The sequence below is a fragment of the Mycobacterium sp. PSTR-4-N genome (assembly GCF_022348085.1).
In the GTDB taxonomy this organism is placed as follows: domain Bacteria; phylum Actinomycetota; class Actinomycetes; order Mycobacteriales; family Mycobacteriaceae; genus Mycobacterium.
The window spans coordinates 245,508-262,253 of the sequence record NZ_JAKRFN010000006.1 but is presented as its reverse complement, the minus strand read 5'-3'; the positions used below and the strand labels follow the sequence as shown (position 1 = coordinate 262,253).

20 protein-coding genes and 2 tRNA genes are annotated in these 16,746 nt (G+C 66.7%); 7 read left to right on the top strand and 15 right to left on the bottom strand.

The features are described 5' to 3' along the window. The first annotated feature begins 27 nt into the window (after positions 1–27). On the top strand, positions 28–1,314 hold the full coding sequence (locus MHN84_RS11700; protein WP_241204789.1) for an MFS transporter: 1,287 nt from the start codon (positions 28–30) through the stop codon (positions 1,312–1,314). Positions 1,315–1,318: 4 nt separating this feature from the next. Here MHN84_RS11700 and MHN84_RS11695 read toward each other — a convergent pair whose 3' ends face one another. Genes MHN84_RS11695 through hisC form a run of 4 tightly spaced genes read right to left on the bottom strand, consistent with a single transcriptional unit; the run spans position 1,319 to position 4,158 of the window. Next, positions 1,319–2,143 (bottom strand): crotonase/enoyl-CoA hydratase family protein, encoded by an 825-nt coding sequence (locus MHN84_RS11695; RefSeq protein WP_241204788.1) that lies wholly within the window; start codon positions 2,141–2,143, stop codon positions 1,319–1,321. Between the two features lie 31 nt (positions 2,144–2,174). Further along, a complete protein-coding gene (locus MHN84_RS11690; protein WP_241204787.1) occupies positions 2,175–2,615 on the bottom strand; it encodes a hypothetical protein in 441 nt (146 codons plus the stop codon). 17 nt (positions 2,616–2,632) lie between these two features. Further along, the gene (locus MHN84_RS11685) at positions 2,633–3,106 is read right to left on the bottom strand and encodes a DUF4334 domain-containing protein (protein ID WP_241204786.1); all 474 of its coding nucleotides are present in this window, start codon (positions 3,104–3,106) and stop codon (positions 2,633–2,635) included. Then, positions 3,103–4,158 (bottom strand): histidinol-phosphate transaminase, encoded by a 1,056-nt coding sequence (gene hisC / locus MHN84_RS11680; RefSeq protein WP_241204785.1) that lies wholly within the window; start codon positions 4,156–4,158, stop codon positions 3,103–3,105. Before hisC ends, MHN84_RS11685 begins: the two co-directional genes overlap by 4 nt. A gap of 83 nt (positions 4,159–4,241) precedes the next feature. On the opposite strand from hisC, the gene MHN84_RS11675 reads away from it, so the two are divergent. Beyond that, positions 4,242–4,333, top strand: a tRNA-Ser gene (locus MHN84_RS11675). A gap of 23 nt (positions 4,334–4,356) precedes the next feature. Beyond that, positions 4,357–4,429: transfer RNA gene (locus MHN84_RS11670), tRNA-Arg, on the top strand. Here MHN84_RS11670 and MHN84_RS11665 read toward each other — a convergent pair. Then, positions 4,403–4,999 carry a TetR/AcrR family transcriptional regulator gene (locus tag MHN84_RS11665; protein ID WP_241204784.1) on the bottom strand — a complete coding sequence of 199 codons (597 nt, stop codon included), beginning with the start codon at positions 4,997–4,999 and terminating at the stop codon, positions 4,403–4,405. The two genes, MHN84_RS11670 and MHN84_RS11665, sit on opposite strands and share 27 nt — an antisense overlap. Before the next feature lie 111 nt (positions 5,000–5,110). Between MHN84_RS11665 and MHN84_RS11660 the strand changes: the two genes are divergently transcribed. Next, positions 5,111–6,031, top strand: coding sequence for a hypothetical protein (locus MHN84_RS11660; protein WP_241204783.1), 921 nt, complete (start codon positions 5,111–5,113; stop codon positions 6,029–6,031). Between the two features lie 5 nt (positions 6,032–6,036). Here MHN84_RS11660 and MHN84_RS11655 read toward each other — a convergent pair whose 3' ends face one another. From MHN84_RS11655 to MHN84_RS11620, 8 genes are all read right to left on the bottom strand, one after another. Next, on the bottom strand, positions 6,037–6,816 hold the full coding sequence (locus MHN84_RS11655; protein ID WP_241204782.1) for an Imm61 family immunity protein: 780 nt from the start codon (positions 6,814–6,816) through the stop codon (positions 6,037–6,039). Then, positions 6,803–7,135 (bottom strand): hypothetical protein, encoded by a 333-nt coding sequence (locus MHN84_RS11650; RefSeq protein WP_241204781.1) that lies wholly within the window; start codon positions 7,133–7,135, stop codon positions 6,803–6,805. Before MHN84_RS11650 ends, MHN84_RS11655 begins: the two co-directional genes overlap by 14 nt. A gap of 376 nt (positions 7,136–7,511) precedes the next feature. Continuing rightward, positions 7,512–7,667, bottom strand: coding sequence for a hypothetical protein (locus MHN84_RS11645; protein ID WP_241204780.1), 156 nt, complete (start codon positions 7,665–7,667; stop codon positions 7,512–7,514). Positions 7,668–7,695: 28 nt separating this feature from the next. After that, positions 7,696–8,508 (bottom strand): hypothetical protein, encoded by an 813-nt coding sequence (locus MHN84_RS11640; RefSeq protein ID WP_241204779.1) that lies wholly within the window; start codon positions 8,506–8,508, stop codon positions 7,696–7,698. Continuing rightward, positions 8,501–8,911, bottom strand: coding sequence for a hypothetical protein (locus MHN84_RS11635; protein ID WP_241204778.1), 411 nt, complete (start codon positions 8,909–8,911; stop codon positions 8,501–8,503). Before MHN84_RS11635 ends, MHN84_RS11640 begins: the two co-directional genes overlap by 8 nt. A gap of 1 nt (position 8,912) precedes the next feature. Then, positions 8,913–11,630, bottom strand: coding sequence for a hypothetical protein (locus tag MHN84_RS11630; protein WP_241204777.1), 2,718 nt, complete (start codon positions 11,628–11,630; stop codon positions 8,913–8,915). 18 nt (positions 11,631–11,648) lie between these two features. Next, positions 11,649–11,939, bottom strand: coding sequence for a WXG100 family type VII secretion target (locus MHN84_RS11625; RefSeq protein WP_241204776.1), 291 nt, complete (start codon positions 11,937–11,939; stop codon positions 11,649–11,651). Next, a complete protein-coding gene (locus tag MHN84_RS11620; RefSeq protein WP_241204775.1) occupies positions 11,936–12,562 on the bottom strand; it encodes a WXG100 family type VII secretion target in 627 nt (208 codons plus the stop codon). The genes MHN84_RS11625 and MHN84_RS11620 overlap by 4 nt, the downstream gene beginning before the upstream one ends. Before the next feature lie 76 nt (positions 12,563–12,638). On the opposite strand from MHN84_RS11620, the gene MHN84_RS11615 reads away from it, so the two are divergent. Beyond that, the gene (locus MHN84_RS11615; RefSeq protein ID WP_241204774.1) at positions 12,639–13,142 is read left to right on the top strand and encodes a metallophosphoesterase; all 504 of its coding nucleotides are present in this window, start codon (positions 12,639–12,641) and stop codon (positions 13,140–13,142) included. Further along, positions 13,135–13,548 (top strand): MmcQ/YjbR family DNA-binding protein, encoded by a 414-nt coding sequence (locus tag MHN84_RS11610; RefSeq protein WP_241204773.1) that lies wholly within the window; start codon positions 13,135–13,137, stop codon positions 13,546–13,548. The genes MHN84_RS11615 and MHN84_RS11610 overlap by 8 nt, the downstream gene beginning before the upstream one ends. Here the strand turns inward: MHN84_RS11610 and MHN84_RS11605 are convergent. Beyond that, a complete protein-coding gene (locus MHN84_RS11605; RefSeq protein WP_241204772.1) occupies positions 13,532–14,083 on the bottom strand; it encodes a cupin domain-containing protein in 552 nt (183 codons plus the stop codon). The two genes, MHN84_RS11610 and MHN84_RS11605, sit on opposite strands and share 17 nt — an antisense overlap. 49 nt (positions 14,084–14,132) lie before the next feature. On the opposite strand from MHN84_RS11605, the gene MHN84_RS11600 reads away from it, so the two are divergent. Next, positions 14,133–16,007, top strand: coding sequence for an alkyl/aryl-sulfatase (locus MHN84_RS11600; RefSeq protein WP_241204771.1), 1,875 nt, complete (start codon positions 14,133–14,135; stop codon positions 16,005–16,007). A gap of 7 nt (positions 16,008–16,014) precedes the next feature. On the opposite strand, the gene MHN84_RS11595 is transcribed toward MHN84_RS11600, so the two are convergent. Then, complete coding sequence (locus MHN84_RS11595; RefSeq protein ID WP_241204870.1) at positions 16,015–16,746, bottom strand: SDR family NAD(P)-dependent oxidoreductase; 732 nt, start codon at positions 16,744–16,746, stop codon at positions 16,015–16,017.

Sequence of the window (16,746 nt, the reverse complement as noted above, 5' to 3'; positions counted from 1 at the left end):
ATCCGGCAAAGCCGTCAATATCGACCCATGACGACGGAAACGGCCTCTGCCGCCACCCAACCGCTCTGGCGGATCGCGCTGTCCAGCTACGTCGGTTCGGCGATCGAGTTCTATGACTTCTTCATCTACGGCACCGCCGCGGCGCTGGTGTTCCCGACGGTGTTCTTTCCCGAGTTGAGCCCGATCATGGCAACGACGGCCTCGCTGGGTGCGTTCGCGGCCGCGTTCCTGGCCCGTCCGGTGGGGGCGGCGGTGTTCGGACACTTCGGCGATCGCATCAGCCGCAAGCAGACTCTGGTCGTGACGCTGTTGCTGATGGGCGTCGCGACCGTCGGGGTGGGCCTCATTCCCAGCACAGCAACCATCGGAGTGGCAGCGCCGTTGTTGCTGCTCGGTCTGCGGCTGATCCAGGGCTTCGCGGTCGGCGGCGAGTGGGCGGGTGCGGTGCTGCTCAGCGCCGAGAACTCACCGCAGAACCGACGCGGCTTCTTCGGCATGTTCACCCAGCTCGGCCTGGGCACCGCCCTGGTGCTGGCCAACCTCGTGTTCTGGGTGGTGCAGGCCATCTTCGGGGAGGATCCGGGCTCGGCGTTCTTCGGTTGGGCATGGCGAATCCCGTTCCTGCTCAGCGGGATTCTCATCCTGGTGGCGCTCTACATCCGCATGCACGTCAAGGATTCCCCGGTGCGCGACGAGGACACCGGTCACCAGGGTGCGCCGTTGGTTGCGCTGTTCCGCCGCCAAGGCCGGCAGGTGCTGCTGGCCGCCGGTGTCGCCGTGTGCGCTCCCATGCTGGTGTTCCAGGCGGGTACCTTCTTCGTCCACTACGCCGCCGACCGGCTCGACTTCTCCTACGACCTGGTGTTGATGACCGGGGTGATCGGCGGGCTGTGCGCGGTGGGCTTCGCCGCGGTGTCAGCGATCCTCAGCGACACCTACGGCCGGCGCCGCGTCGTGTCCTGGGGATTCGCGCTGACGGCGCCGTGGGCGTTCGCGGTGTTCCCGCTGATCGAGACCGGCGACAAGATGATGTTCGGCGTGACGATCGTGGTGACGTACTGCCTGATCGGGTGGTGCATGGGACCGCTGGCCGCGTTGCTTCCCGAGATCTTCGCCCCCGAGTACCGCTACACCGGCGCGGCGCTGTCGCACACGCTGGGCGCCATCGTGGGCGGCGCGCTGCCGCCGGTCGTGTCGCCGATGCTTCTCGCGACCTACGGCGGCTGGGCGGTGTCGGTGATGATGGGCGGTCTGGGTCTGGTCAGCCTGGCGTGTGTGCTGGCGCTGCCGGAGACGGCCGGACGCCGGATCTAGACGATCACTCGCCGGTGAAGTCGGGCGGACGCTTCTCGAACATCGCGGTCACGCCTTCGGTGAGATCCTTCGACGCCATGAACGCCGAGTTCCACGCCGCGACGTAGCGCAGGCTGGCCGACACCGCGGCGGTGCGCTGCTCGTCGAGCACGTCCTTGATGCCGGCGACCACCAGGGGCGGGTTCGCAGCGATCTCCGCCGCGGTGGCCCGCGCCGCGGCCAGAGATGACTCGGCGTCGGGGTACACGTCGTTGACCAGACCGATCTTCTCGGCCCGCGCAGCATCGATGTCCTTGCCCGTCAACGCCAACTCCCGAAGGTGCCCGTCGGACAGGATCAGCGGCAGCCGGGCCAGCGAACCCACGTCGGCGACGATCGCGAGTTTGACCTCCCGCACCGAGAACTTCGCGTCGGCGCTGGCATACCGGATGTCGACGGCCGAGATCAGGTCGACGCCACCACCGATGCACCAGCCGTGCACCGAGGCGATCACCGGGGTACGGCAGTCGGCCACCGCGGTGATCGACTGTTGCATGGTCTTCAGGCGGGCGTGGAACTCGGCGCGGGGCTTGGCCAGTGCGCCCTGCTCCATCATCGGGGCCAGCGTGCCGCCCATCGCGGCCAGGTCGAGGCCGTAGCTGAAGTTCTTGCCGGAGCCGGTCAGCACGATCGCGCGCACGTCGGGGTCGGCATCCAATTCTTCGAACACCTGTGGGAGTTCGGCCCAGAACGCCGGTCCCATCGCGTTGCCCTTGCCCGGGCCGATCAACGTGACCTGCGCGACGCGCTCGGCGATCTCGACCGTCACTGACTCATAGCTGCTGCCCATGGATCATGAGGCTAGCCGCCTCCGTGAGCCGTCAGCCCATCAGGACGTCGGCGACCTTGGCGCTGGGAAAGAACTGACAGGCCGCGTCGGCGAGCAGTTGGCCCACCGTCTCGCCGTTGACCCCGAGCGGGTTGTTGCCCTGGGCGAGAATCGCCTTGACCACTGCGAGCCGAGTCGCCTCGTCGAGCTGGTTGTACTCCTGACACCCCATGCTCGTCGCGTTCGGCGGGGGAGGCACTTCCGGAACGTCGGTGTTGCGCGTCGGCAGCGGCAGATTGGGGATCGTGATCTCCGGTAGCCCGGGAATGCTCGGTAGCCGGCTCGGCGCGCTGGGTTCCGTCGTCAGCGGCGGTCCCGGTTCGGTTGTCTGGGCGACCGCACCTTCAGTGCTGCGCTGACACGCCGTCGTCGCGCCGAGCGCGATCGCCAAGCCGACCACGGCGGCCGTCGTCACCCGTGCACGCGTCCTCATCTCCGCCACGATAGGTGTCACACCCGCTCGAGATAGAAATACAGGTGGCGCGGCGTGCCGGAGCTGGTGTCCATGGCGCCCTTGCCGTTCATGATGCCGAGGACGGCGTTGTCGTCGACGACCTTGAAGTGGTCGTGCACCGGCTTGCCGTCATAGACCATCGACGCGACCGTCTCGCCGCGGAACTCCTCCATCCAGAGGCTGGCTTCGCCGTTCATCGCCTCGGTGTTGGAGAACGTGTTGCCGTCGGCGTCGAGGCACACCAGCGGCTTGGCGTCGGCGGCCGAATGGAAGGTCTTGCCGAACCAGTTGAGCCGCTTCATGAAACCGTTGGCCTTGTGGCCGGTGTCGAATTCACCGCCCTTCCACTCGCCGATCATGAACTCGATGGTGGCGGGCGCCAACGTGGCCCAGAACGCGTCGAGCTCGGCATCGTCGATGCGGCTGGTCCGCGCGGTCAGTTCGGTGAAGGTATTCCGGGGATCGGTCATGGGCGTCCTGTCCAGGTGCGGGCGAAATCGAGGAAGGCGTCGTTCTCGTGCGGGGCCGCCACGGTGACCCGCACGCCGTCGTCGCCGTAGGGCCGCACGATGATGCGGCTGTTGGCGGCGTCGGCGGCGAACTGCTGGGCGCGGCCGGTCAGGGGCAGCCAGACGAAGTTGGCCTGCGACGGCGGCAGCTCGTACCCGGCCTCGCGGAGCGCGTCCGAGACGCGGGTGCGTTCGGCGACGACGGCGTCGGTGCGTTCGAGCAGTTCGTCGGCCGCGTCGAGCGAGGCGATGGCAGCGGCCTGCGAGACGGTCGTGGCGGTGAAGGGGACGTAGACCTTGGACAGCGCGCTGACGATGTCCGGATCGGCGACGGCGTAGCCGACGCGTAGGCCCGCCAGGCCGTATGCCTTGGAGAAGGTCCGCAGCACGACGACGTTGGGGTGCGCCCGGACCAAGCCGAAGCTGTCGGGCACGAGGTCGTCGCGGATGTACTCGACGTAGGCCTCGTCGAGCACCACCATGATGTGCGACGGGACGGCCTCGACGAATGCGGCCAGCTTGGCGGGGTCGACGACGGTGCTGGTCGGGTTGTTCGGATTGCAGACGAAGATCAGCCGGGTGCGGTCGGTGATCGCGGCGAGCATCGCGTCGAGGTCGAAGGTGTGGTCGGTCAGCGGCACCTGGATCGGGGTCGCGCCGGCGGTGCGGACCTGCAGTGGGTAGATCTCGAAGCTGCGCCAGCCGAACAGCACCTCATCGCCGACGGTCGAGGTGATCTGGATCAGCTGCTGGCACAGGCTCACCGACCCACACCCCACCGAGATGTGCTCGGGGGCGAAGTTCACGTGCTTGGCGAGGCGCTCTTTGAGCTCGACGTATCCGTTGTCGGGGTAGCGGTTGATGCCGTCCATCGCGGCGGTGACGGCGGCCCGCACGCTGGGCAGGGGACCGTGCACGGTTTCGTTGCTGGCGATCTTGATGGCGCCCGGCACGGTCTTGCCCGGTGTGTAGGCGGGCAGATCGGCGAGTTCAGGGCGGAGGCGGGCGGGCACCGAACCAGTTTAGGGGTGTGGTCGATCTGCTTTGCTTCCCGCGGCAGGGCCTGTGTACTCTCTCCTTTCGGCGGTCAACGTCAGGAGGCGTGCCAGAGCGGCCGAATGGGACTCACTGCTAATGAGTTGCCCGCCTTAAAGCGGGCCGGAGGTTCAAATCCTCTCGCCTCCGCCAACAACTGAACATGCACCACCCGAGCGCCCGTAGCTCAACGGATAGAGCATCTGACTACGGATCAGAAGGTTAGGGGTTCGAATCCCTTCGGGCGCGCTTCGTTTTCCGGTTGGCCAGCACCATGTCGACGGCGGCCTCGATGACATCGTCGTCGGGCAGCTCACCGAACATCAGCGACGGGCACGCCACCACGCCGGCCAGCATCGAGATCGCCGCCTCCAGCCGGGCACCGTCGAACACGCTCTCCAACATCGTGCGGACCGGGCGCTGCGCCTCGGTGTTCAGAGCGTCGCGGATCTCGGCCATCGTCTCGATCGACGCCCACTGCGCCATCGCATAGAGGACCTTGTCCAGGTGCAGTTCGGTGACGGCCTCGCGGAACGACCGGAGTTCGCCGATCAGATCGGCCCGCAGGTCGCCGGAGGGCTCGGTGTGGGGCAGCTCGCCGATGGCGTCGACCGCGATCCGGAGCAGGTCCACGCGCGTCGGCCAGTGCGTGTAGAGCGTGGTCTTGGAGTAGCCGGCCAGCTCGGCGACGCGGGCGTGGGTGAGCGCGTCGGAGCCCTCGGTCACCAAGACCTCGAGGGCGGTACGGCCGACGTCGGCGCGGGTGCGGGTGACGCGGGCGTCCTCGCCGGAGGGGGCGTTGCCGCTGCGGCCTGCCATCTGCACTCACCTCTGCCCGTCGTCTCTGGTGCCCTCAATTAACGCACGGATCCGGGATTCCCCGGCGAAGACGTGCACGAGGTAACCTGCGGGCGCCGATAAAATTCGTCGGTGATGTCCGACGTTGCCATGCTCACACAGTCCGCCCAGGCGAGTCTGGGCGCCAAGGACTACGGAGGAGCGGCGTCGGCGGCGTGGGCCGTGCTGAATGTCGAGCCGTCCAACGAGCACGCCATGCGGTTGTACACCCTCGCGTTGCACGGACAGGGCCGTGAGGCCGATGCGCTGTCGATGGCGTGGCGTCTGGTCACGGAACATCCGCGGTCGGCGCTGGCGCAGTACACGTACGCGAGCCTGCTGCACGAGTCCCGTATGGATCAGCAGGCGTCGGCGGTGGTCGACGAGGCGCTGCGGCTCGACCCGACGAACCCGGACGCGCTGGTGTTGCGCGGCGACATCTTCCGGACGACCTGGGGCGCGAAGGCCGCGGAACAGCAATACCTGCAGGCGCTGCGGATCGAGCCGAATCACGCGGTGGCGCATCACAATCTCGCGGTGAGCCGGCTGCGGTGGGGGACTCTGACGCAGGCGGTGCGGGGATTCCTGGTTGCCAGCGATCTCGAACCGGCGTTGCGGCCCATGGTGATCGACAACGTCGGGCTGGCGATGGCGCGCGTGTTGCGGATGGCGACGGCGTCGGTGGTGTTCCTGGCGGTGGCGTTGATCGTGGTGATGGCTGCTGATGACGACGGGATGTCGACGGTGCTGCCGCGGATCGCGGCGGGGGCGCTGGGTGCGGGTCTTGTGGTCCCGCTGGTGTGGGTGGTGCGTACGGTTCCTGCGGCGGTCTTGAGCGCCGTTGTGCGGCAACGAATCTTGCTCGGTGTGCGGATGGGGTTCGTGGCGTTGGCGGTGCTGCTGGGGGTGGTGACGGCGGCGGTGGGGTCGAACCCCGTGTCTGATGTCGCGGGCACGCTGCTGCTGTTCGGGCTGTTCGGCTTGACCGTGCTGGGATTCGTGACGGGCTCGTAGCTGCGTCACACGCTGAACAGTGGGCGGCCTTCGGGAGCCTCGTAGGACGCGATGATGTCGGACAGTGGATGCGACATGAGGTGAGAGAGATTCACGAGTCTCGATATGCCTACGATCCCACCATAATCGAACGCAACGACGTGGCCATCCGCGTCGATCAGAGTGCAGAACCCGTCAGAGTCTGTGTCGCTGATCCGGAAACCGTCTGCGATGTCGATCAGATTGCTCGGTAAGCGCAACCGGGGGAGGCGTTTTCGCGACCGAGAGTCGGAACCGCACAGAGCAAGCATATGACGCTCTAACGCGTCCAGCGTCGGCGCACCCAGCTCGAACTGTTCGTCAGAGCCCCGCTCACCGGAGGTTATGATGTAATGACCGTCGAACCGTTGGCGGATGTAGAACCGAATCTCCCCACCTGGATCAGTCCAGATACATGCGGCCCCCGAATGGTCGTTGGGCGTGAGAGCGTACCCCGCTGTTCGGGCGAATTGGATCAGGGTCGGCGACAGCGTTGGCGCGGGGGTGTAGCGATACTTCCGTGCAACGAGAGTCCCGCTCAACAATTGCCTACACGAGAGTCTCCCGAGTAGGTAGTAACACGCATCCGATTCGGTGGGCAGTCGCACCACGCCGGTCTTGGCTCCGCGTTCGTACCAGTACACCTCCCACCTGCCGTCGGCGCTGGGCTCGATGCACCACGAGTTGCTCGCTGGACCGCCGACCGCGAAGAGACCGTGGTAGATCCCGATTTCGCGGAGCGTCTTTCCCAATTCATTGACGTTCATGATCGCCACTTTCGAGATTCAATCGGCCTTGGATGCCGACTACTGCTGACTCGTAGTACTCGTCTATTCGAGTCGCAAGCCATGCGAGCCACGCGTCGTGGTCCTTGAAGTGCGCCTCATCGGAACGAACTCGCCCGACGAGCTGCTCCAATGGGATATCGGGCCGGGCGACAAAGTCATTGAGGTGATGCCACCGCGCGGATTTGTCGTAGAGCCCGTGCACGCACGGCGCGTCCCGGTCGGCGATCATGCAGTTCAGCTCTCTTTCACGTGCGGACCAATAGACCTGGACCTTGCAGACCTTGTTCTGGAAGAACACGGCGAATCCGGCGCGGCAACTCTCATCCGCCTCGAGGACTCGATCAAAAGTGGACCCACGACGTGAGAGCATCAGCGTTGAGGTCTGGCGCCCTACCTGTCGTTCCGGCGCTACGAGAACGCCTTTGAACTTCTGCTCTTGGGATTTCGACGTAGCTGGTGTTCGGGTACTCGCGTCGGATGCGCGCGGCGACATCGCCCGGTTCGTCAGGTCTGCGTTGCACTGGCAAGGCGAAGAAGCGTTCGATGTCGAGTTTGTACGGACCCACAGTGAACATCGCCCCGAGAATCTTCGCTCCGTCAGCTGTTGTGTACAGGGTCCATTCCCATGGGGAATCGGCCAATTGTCGGAGATCGATGGAACTCTGCATGCTTGGCTACTCCGGGATCTGAGGGCGGTCGGTCACGAGAGCCTGACCCGCGTACTCGTACTTTTCGAAAGCAAGGGTTTCGTCCCGGCCAATAGTGTTGTCGATAACCAGTGCAAGCTGTACCGGGAAGCGCGTCATGCCGCGGCGCAGCTGCGTTCCCATTGCCAGACTGCAAACGATCACAGCTGACTCACCCAGCTGCCCATTGATTCTCGATTCCGCGAACATTGCTCAGTCGTCCACTGTCCACGACGATCTCGTAGACACCGGATTCGACCTGGCCGGCGCCGACCCGCTGCGCGCTGTCAGGATCATCGGTGAGTAGCAGTAGTTCGGTGGTTTTTCCCGATGTTCGCAGGATGCGGACTGGAACACCGTCGAGCTGTGCGGTGTAGACGCGTTCGAAGATTTCGGTCTCGGCAAGCGGGACGCTCGCTGACCACACATTGGCACGGACCGGCTGAAACCCCGCCGGTCCGTCGGTTGCGATGGCTGTCAGATGAACGGTCTCCGCGACGACATCGGCGAAGTACTCGTTGCCGCGCCACCGCGCGAGCGTGCCGACCATCGAACTCGGCGGGCGCCACCGCTTCGCATTGAGCCAGCCTCGAGCAACCCCTTCATATCGGGAGAGGACCTTCTGCTCGCCGTCGGAGCGAAGTCGCCAGTATTCAGATCCGTAGGGGTACCGGGTTCTGCTCATGCTCCAGACTCGAGCGAGAGAATCGCCGCGAAGGAAGCCGTTCGGGAAGGTCGGCCAGGGGCGCGGTACGTCTTCAGGTGCCTGTAGCGACGCCAGACGCGGTTGCTCGAATCTCACGACGTCGACGAACTGCGGTGCGCCTTCGATACCGTAGGCAGATAGAAGTTGTTGTGGTGTGCGCAGATTGGCAACTGCCGCCGCATCCGCGACGTACCCGCCCACGTGGTCGTCGCCAGTCTCCACGATGGCCGTCGCCAAGGCGGAGTTGAGCAGCTTCTGCAATATCAGGAGGTCAGGCATAAGGCGTCTCCTCCACCGCGATGCTGTCGAAGTCCTCGGGCTTGTAATGTCCCGTCCACCCCATGTACTGGTCGCCGTCGAGTCCGAGTTCGTCTGCAACGGCGGGCGATCCGATGAAGGAGACTCCGATTTGACCGTCGTGGAATCGACTGACGAGAGAAACTTCGTGGCCGGAAAGAAGCCCGGTCACCTTTCTGTAGACGGTCTTCTCTATCGACGATCGAGGCACCTTGACCCACGGCCGATAATAGCCGGGCTCGAACCGGGACTGACCAGCTTCGATGGCGTCGGGGAATTCTGGTCCGCCTTCTGCGCGTAGTGCGATCCAGTCGTCACCGGTGAAGGCGATCGGGTACTGCTTTCCCCGATATGTTGCGACACCGCCCGAGACAGGAACATCCATGTCAATTGCCCTGGGGTATCCACTCATCGCGACCGAGGACAGCCACCAGTCGTTGCGTTCCATCGTCAAGGATTTCCCACATCTCCGCACCTTCCCGCATCGTGATCCCGGATGCAACGTACTCAGGTATGACGTCGTCACCGGATTTTGTGAATCCGTTTCCAGTGAAGGGATCTTCCCAGCTGTCGAACCGACTGTTCCCGCCCATATCGGAGTTCCGCGGTACCTCGTAGAGATCATTGGACGTCGGGTTGTCCGCCTGGAAGCGGATGAGCATTGTCCCCGGATCATGCTGCGCAAAAGGCGATCCTCCGTAGTCCAGCCGAAGATGGTCATAGATCGCCGCCGGCGAGGATAGATGCGCAGTGTCCCCTGCCACGGTGACCGAACCGTTGACTATCCGCGGATCGAAATTGGTCCCGCCCATGATGTAGTCGTCAGCTCGGCCACGGACGAAGTTGCCTTCGGAGTCGAAGAATCCGGGCGGGATGACCTTCTGCATCACGGTATCCGCTGTCGGTGCGGGCAAGGCGTCGCGAATCGAAGTCAACAAGTGGCGTTGGTCCGCCGTCAGGGCGTCAGTCGGGGTGTTGATCAGGTCGACGAGGTCGCTCTTGTTCACCCCGTGTGCAGCGAGGACATCGTCTACCCGATGGTTGTCGATGAGCTGTTCAGGCGCGAAGGACGTGGTGTGCTCGCTGTCGTCCATCATCGAGTAAACCCGCGCGTGCGGGGCGTGCGGAGCGTCGCCGCCAGGCGGCGTGTGATGATCGTTGCCGGGGGACGGCTCGCTGCCGTTGGAGTGGGCCCCCGGATCGTGGGTTCCGCCGGGATCTGCGGAACCACCACTGTGCGGGCCTGCATCCGATCCCGCGCCTCCGCCTGACGACTCCGGCGATGCTGCATGTGAGGGGGATGAATGCGCGGAACCGCCGGGTTCGGATCCGCCGCCGGGTGACGCCGCCCCGCCCGGAGAAGCGGACGGCGTCGACCCGCCCGGCGACGATCCGTTGGGCGACGCCGATGAGCCCGGCGAGGTCGCTGCCCCACCCGACGATGTCTCCCAGCCCCGTCCCGCATCGACCGGTGCCCGCGGACCGGAACCACCCTCAGCGCCAGATCCCGACGGCCGGCCACTCGGCGCCGACGGCTCACCAGTGCGTGGACCGCCGCCCGACGGACCACCGCCCGACGGGCTGCCACCCGACGGCGTCGACCCACCCGGCGCCGGACCGGCGCCAACAGACCCCGGGCCTGCCCCGCCCGGAATTGCCTCGGGCCGCAGCGGCGGCACCCCGCCTGTACCAGGAGGATTGAACTCCGGAATATGGGGCGTCTCAATGCGACTCGGCGTCGCGCGGGTCCAGCTGCCTAGCTCGCCGATCTTGGGCAGCCGCCCTTCCTCCAAGACGCGCCGGCTGAGGTTCAGGCCCTTGGCCACATTGCCTGTCTTCGAGAGCGCCCCGCCCGGCACGAACAGCGAGCCGATGTTGAAAATCGCCTCGCCCGCCGCGCGGCCCGGATGATCGCCAGACCACTTGTCCCAGGCGACGAATTCCTTGGCCATGTTGGCCAAGACGCCGGGCGCACTGGACGGATCCTTGGCCACCGAGAGCGCCATCTCGGCCATGCCTTTCCAGGTGTCCGGGTCGGCCATTGCCACGACGCCGGACACGGTACCGATCAACCCGGTCAACGCGCCCACCTGAACGTCGTTCACCAGCGTCAGGTAGTTGGCCAGATCGTTACCCACCCGGTCGCCGAACGTCTCCACCAAGATGGGCCGGATCCACTTCTGGAACGCGGTCGCGGCGTCGCCGATCACGCCCGTCAGTTCTTCCAGCAGCCCGACGATGCCTTTGACCTGGCTTTGGAAGTTGTGCAGCACCGTGCCGATGTCGTGGGCGACCTCCCGCAGGATGTCGTCGGCCTCTCCGGTGAAGATGCCCTTGACCGTGTCCCACAAGCCGTCCAGCGACAGCCGGTCGAGTATCCGGCGGATCGCGTCCTGGGTTTCCTGCACGCCGTTCGCAAAGTCCGTGATCGATTGCGCGACAGACGTCGACACCTCGGCCAGCGAAGAGATCGCCGTGCCCAAACTCTCCAGCGCCGTCTTCATCGCGCCGCCCTCGGGGATCTGCTGTGCGGCAATCACATTCTTGATCCCGGTGAGCTGCGGCTCGATCAGCGCGAAGCCCGTGGCGAAGTTGCGCCATTGCGTCGCGGTCACGCCCATGATCGGGGCGTTGCCGGACGGCCACGTCATCGCGGCCCCTGCGAAGAAGCCGATGCCGGGCAGCACCTGCAGGAACGGTTGGATTAGGTACCACTTCTCCGGCGGCGGGACGGTCACGCCGTTGGGGCCCGCGGGCACGTGCGCGGGCAAGGCTTTGTCGGGCTCGGCGCCGACGCCGCCCGACGGGCCGGGCCCGCCGATCGTCGCAGCGGCATCGGCGTTGCGGTAGTTGTGACCGGTCGCCTGCAGCAGCATGCCCACGGCGTTGAACGCGTTGGCCGCATCCGCGACCGCCGAGGTGAACTCACCGGCCTGATGGCCGTACTTCAGCCCGAAGTTCATCCCGGCCGGGTCCATCCCGGAGGAAATCCCGCCCGCCAACGCCGTGCCGAGTGCGTTCGACAGCCGAGCCAGCTGAGAACCGATCGCACCGGTCTGCTGACCCGCGGCGATCAACGGCTCGGGGTCAACCTCGATCCGCACCGCGTGACCCCCCGATGGTCATGCCTGCCACATCTGACCGTTCTTGGCGACGGCGTCGGTGTAGTTCTTGTGCGCCGTGTCGGCGACCTTCTGCAGTGCGGCGAGCGCCTCTTTCATCTGCTCGGCGCCGTCCTCCCACTGCTTCTGGGCCTGCGCCTGTGCGTCCGACCCGGCACCCTCCCACGACCCGCGCAGCATCGTCATCGTGTGCTCGATGTCGTCGAGGCATTCGGTCACTTCGCGGCCGAACTGCTCCATGTGGGTGACCGCGGCGCGCAGCGCATCGAAGTCGACGATCAGTGCGCTCATCGGTCATCCCGCGGCCGTGAATCCCGGTCGGAATCCGATGTCGTGTCGGGTGCAGGGGCCTCGCCGCCGTGGCCGGCCCCCTCGACGAGGGACGCCACCTGCTCGACGAATCCGCCGGCCATCTGCGCGCCCTGCTGCAGGAAACCGCCGAGCTGCTGGGGCGCCGCCTGCGCGGACTCGGCGACCGACCCGAGCTGGTCGAGATTCATGGCCTGCGCCAGCCCCGTCAGCGGCTCGGACGGGGGTGAAGAAGCGACCGGCGCCGCACTCGGAGCCCCGCCTCCGCCACCACCACCTCCCGCGGGCGCCCCACCGCCGCCGTGCATCGTCGCATCCAGGGCCTCGCCGGACTGCTGGTCGGTCTTGGCGTACTCCTTGCCCGCGAGGCTCAGCAGATCCGCCATGGTCTGCAGACCGCGGACGACCTGGCCGGCTCCGTCGTGCCACTGGTCCCACGCGGGCCCGTAGGCCGAGGCGGCACCGCCTTTCCAGCCGGAGCCGAGCAGCTGCCGCGTCTCCAGATCCACGCTCGACAACCCGTCCTGCAGCCGCTGGCCGGCGTCGCGCAGCCGTTCGGATGCCGCCTGCAGTTCCGACACCACCACCTCGACCGAACGCTCCACGGCAAAGAGCCTATGGGCCGCGGGGAGGGGGTCCGTGCGCCAATTTCGGGTCGTCGCGAGGTTCTAGGGTGGGGGCGTGCGCCTTCTCCTGATCGCCGACACGCACGTGCCCAAACGGGCCAAAGACCTGCCGCCGCAGGTGTGGGAGGCGGTCGACGACGCCGACGTGGTCATCCACGCGGGTGACTGGGTGGAGCCCGATCTGCTCGATGCGCTCGAGCGTCGTTCCCGACGCCTGGTGGCGTGCTGGGGCAACAACGACGGCGATGAGCTGCGCCGCCGGCTGCCCGAGCGCGCCGACGTGGAGCTGGGCGGGTTGCGCTTCACCGTCACCCACGAGACGGGCGGCGCGCCCGGTCGCGACGCGCGGATGGCCAAGGCCTACCCCGACACCGACGTGCTGGTGTTCGGCCACAGCCACATCCCCTGGGACACCACCGCAGAAAGCGGACTGCGCCTGCTCAACCCGGGCTCGCCAACCGATCGGCGCCGCCAGCCCCACTGCACCTATATGACCGCGATCGTCGCCGACGGGGTGCTGACCGACGTCGAGCTGCACCGGCTGCCGCGCCGTGACTGACCGACCCGCCACCGTCGACGACGTGCACCGCGTCGCCGCGGGTATGCCGCACGTGACGCGCATCGTGGGCCCGAAGGCCGGCAACGCGATCTACCAGGTCGGCGGCAAGTCGTTCGTGTTCTTCCGGACCCCACGGCCGGACGCGGTCGACCCGGACACCGGCGAGAAATACGCCGACGTCATCGTGATCTGGGTGGAGTCCGAGGCCGACAAGCTCGCGCTCACCCAGGACCCGTCGTCGCCGTTCTTCACCACGCCGCACTTCGACGGACATCCGTCAGTGCTGGTGCGGGCGAGCCGGCTCGGCGAGGTCACGGTGACCGAAGTGCAGGAATTGATCCAGGACGCGTGGCTGTCCCGAGCGTCGAAACGTCGCGCGCAGCAGTGGCTCAGCCGGGACGGTTGACCTTGTCGTGCTCGGCGCCGCACACGAACAGCGCGAGCCGGGCCGGCACGTCGCCGGGATTGCGCCAGCGATGCCGAGTTCCGTTCTGCACCACGGTGTCCCCGGGCTGCAGCGTCACCTCCGCACCGTCGTCGAGTTCCAGGATCACGGTGCCCTCGAGCACCACCTCGAAGTCGATGGTGTCGGTGGTGTGCATGCCGGGATCGTCGAGCTCCATGTAACCCAGCAGGCCCGGCAGCTTCTCCTCGCCGTCGGCGATCGCCTCTTCGGTGGTCAGGTCGTCCGTCCGCGCGGTCGCGGTGCCCGGTGGCAGCGTGAACATCGAGAATCGGAACCCGCCGATCGGCGGAAAGTAGGTGCGCCAGTCCGGCATCGATCCGTCGTCGGGGAAGTGGGGTGTCTGGTCCCCACCCCACAGCATCGTGAACTCCGACCCCGGAAGCAGCACCGGTGTGCGCGGCGCGACGGTCTCGTCGCTGACGAACACCGACTTCCCAGCGGCATCGTGACCTGTGACCACTCGGCGGACATCCATCGGCTCAGTCAACCACCGAGACGACGCCCATCGTGGCAGTCTCAGCGGAATGGAGCACAAGCCGCCCACCAGCACCATCGAAGCCGCGCATCGTGAACATCTGAGCACCCTCCCGTTCGACGACACCCGGGATTTCACCGACGCCGATCGCGGCTTCATCGCCGCGAGAACGCCCTGCGTCATCACCGCGGCCGATGGCCGGGTGGTGTGGGACAACGACGTCTACGACTTCCTGCAAGGGGACGCGCCGACGTCCGTCCACCCCAGCTTGTGGCGACAGTCCCAGCTCGTCGCCAAGCAGGGCCTGTACGAGGTGGTAGAAGGCATCTACCAGGTGCGCGGATTCGATCTGTCCAACATCACGTTCGTCGAGGGCGACACCGGGATCATCGTGATCGACCCGCTGGTGTCCACGGAGGTGGCAGCGGCTGCGCTGGCGCTGTACCGCGAGCACCGGGGCGAGCGGCCCGTCACCGCCGTCATCTACACCCACAGCCACGTCGACCATTTCGGCGGTGTGCTCGGGGTGACCACCCAGGCCGACGTCGATGCGGGCACGGTCGCGGTGCTCGCACCGGAGGGCTTCACCGCGCACGCCGTGCAGGAGAACGTCTACGCGGGCACAGCGATGGCGCGGCGCGCCGGCTACATGTACGGCGCCGTCCTCGAGCGAGGGCCGCAGGGCCAGGTGGGGTGCGGGCTCGGCCAGACCCCGTCCACCGGGGAAGTGGCGATCATCGTGCCCACGATCGACATCCGCGAGACCGGCGAGACCCACACCATCGACGGTGTCGAGATCGAGTTCCAGATGGCACCCGGTACGGAGGCGCCGGCCGAGATGCACTTTTACTTCCCGAAGTTCCGGGCGCTGTGCATGGCCGAGAACGCCACCCACAACCTGCACAATCTGCTGACTCTGCGCGGCGCGCTGGTGCGCGATCCGCACGGCTGGGCCGGGTACCTCACCGAGGCGATCGACACCTTCGCCGATCGAGCCGACGTCGTGTTCGCCTCCCATCACTGGCCGACGTGGGGCAAGGACCGCATCGTCGAATTCCTCTCGTTGCAACGGGATCTCTACGCATACTTGCACGATCAGACCCTGCGTCAGCTCAACCAGGGCTACACCGGGATCGAGATCGCCGAGACGTTCGCGATGCCGCCTGCGCTCGAGAACGCCTGGCATGCCCGCGGTTACTACGGCTCCGTGAGCCACAACGTCAAGGCTGTCTATCAGCGCTACATGGGCTGGTTCGACGGCAACCCGGCCCGGTTGTGGCCGCACCCGCCCGAGGCGGCCGGACCGCGCTACGTCACCGCGATGGGCGGGCTGGACCGCGTGGTCGAGCTCGCGCAGGAGGCCTTCGACGACGGTGACTTCCGCTGGGCAGCAACACTTCTCGATCACGCCGTCTTCACCGACGAGAATCACGCAGGGGCCCGCCAGCTCTACGCCGACACCCTCGAACAGCTGGCGTACGGGGCGGAGACCGCCACCTGGCGCAACTTCTTCCTGGCAGGGGCCACCGAATTGCGTGACGGGAACTTCGGCACCCCGACCACCACGTCCACCACGATGGCCGCCCAGCTGTCGCCCGAGCAGATGTTCGACGTGCTGGCGATCAGCGTGAACGGGCCGCGCGCATGGGATCTCGACCTCGCGATCGACGTCACCTTCCTCGACACCGCCACCAATTACCGGCTCACGCTGCGCAACGGCGTGCTGGTCTACCGCAAGGTCGACGCCGACGATCAGACCGCGCAGGCGACGATCCGGCTGGCGACCAAGGTGCGGTTGCTCAGCCTGGCGGCCGGCGATGCGACGTCGCCGGGTGTCGAGATCGCCGGCGACGCCGACGTTCTCGCGAAGCTGGTGGACGTGCTGGACAAGCCCGATCCCGACTTCGACATCGTGACGCCCTAGTCACTCGCTAGGGCTGGCCGCCGTCCGCGCGGATGATCGACCCCGTCGTGAAGCTGCTGGCATCCGACATCAGAAACAGTGCGGCGCCGACGATCTCCCGCGGCTGGCCGGCACGCCGTAATGCCAGGTGGCCGAAGGCCTGATCGGGGTCGAACGTCCACGCGTCGGCGATGTCGGTGAGGAACGGCCCGGGCATCAGCGTGTTCACCCGCACCGTCGGTCCGTAGGCCTTCGCCAGCGCCTCGGTCATCGCGTTGAGACCCGCTTTGGCTGCCGCATAGGGAAGGAACATCGGGTCCGGGCGCAGCGAGCCGCTCGTGCTGACGTTGATGATCGACCCGCCGCCCGCGGCCTGCATTCGCTCGCCCACCAGAGCCGACAACCGGAACGGGCCCTTGAGGTTCAGGTTCAGCACGGCGTCGAACAGTTTCTCGGTGACATCGGTGAGGGAGTCGTACAGCGGAGACATGCCGGCGTTGTTCACCAGCACGTCGACCCTCCCGAAGCGCTCGTAGGCCGCGTCGACGAGACCGTCGAGCTGATCCCACCGCCCGACGTGCACCGCGTACGGCAGCGCAGCGCGACCCGTCTCCGCTGTGATCTCCTCGGCGGTCGCGACGCACGCCTCGAACGTTCTGCTGGCGATCACGACGTCGGCGCCGCACCGGGCCGCGGCGAACGCCATCTCCCGGCCCAGCCCGCGACTGCCCCCGGTCACGAGCACCACGCGGTCGGTCAT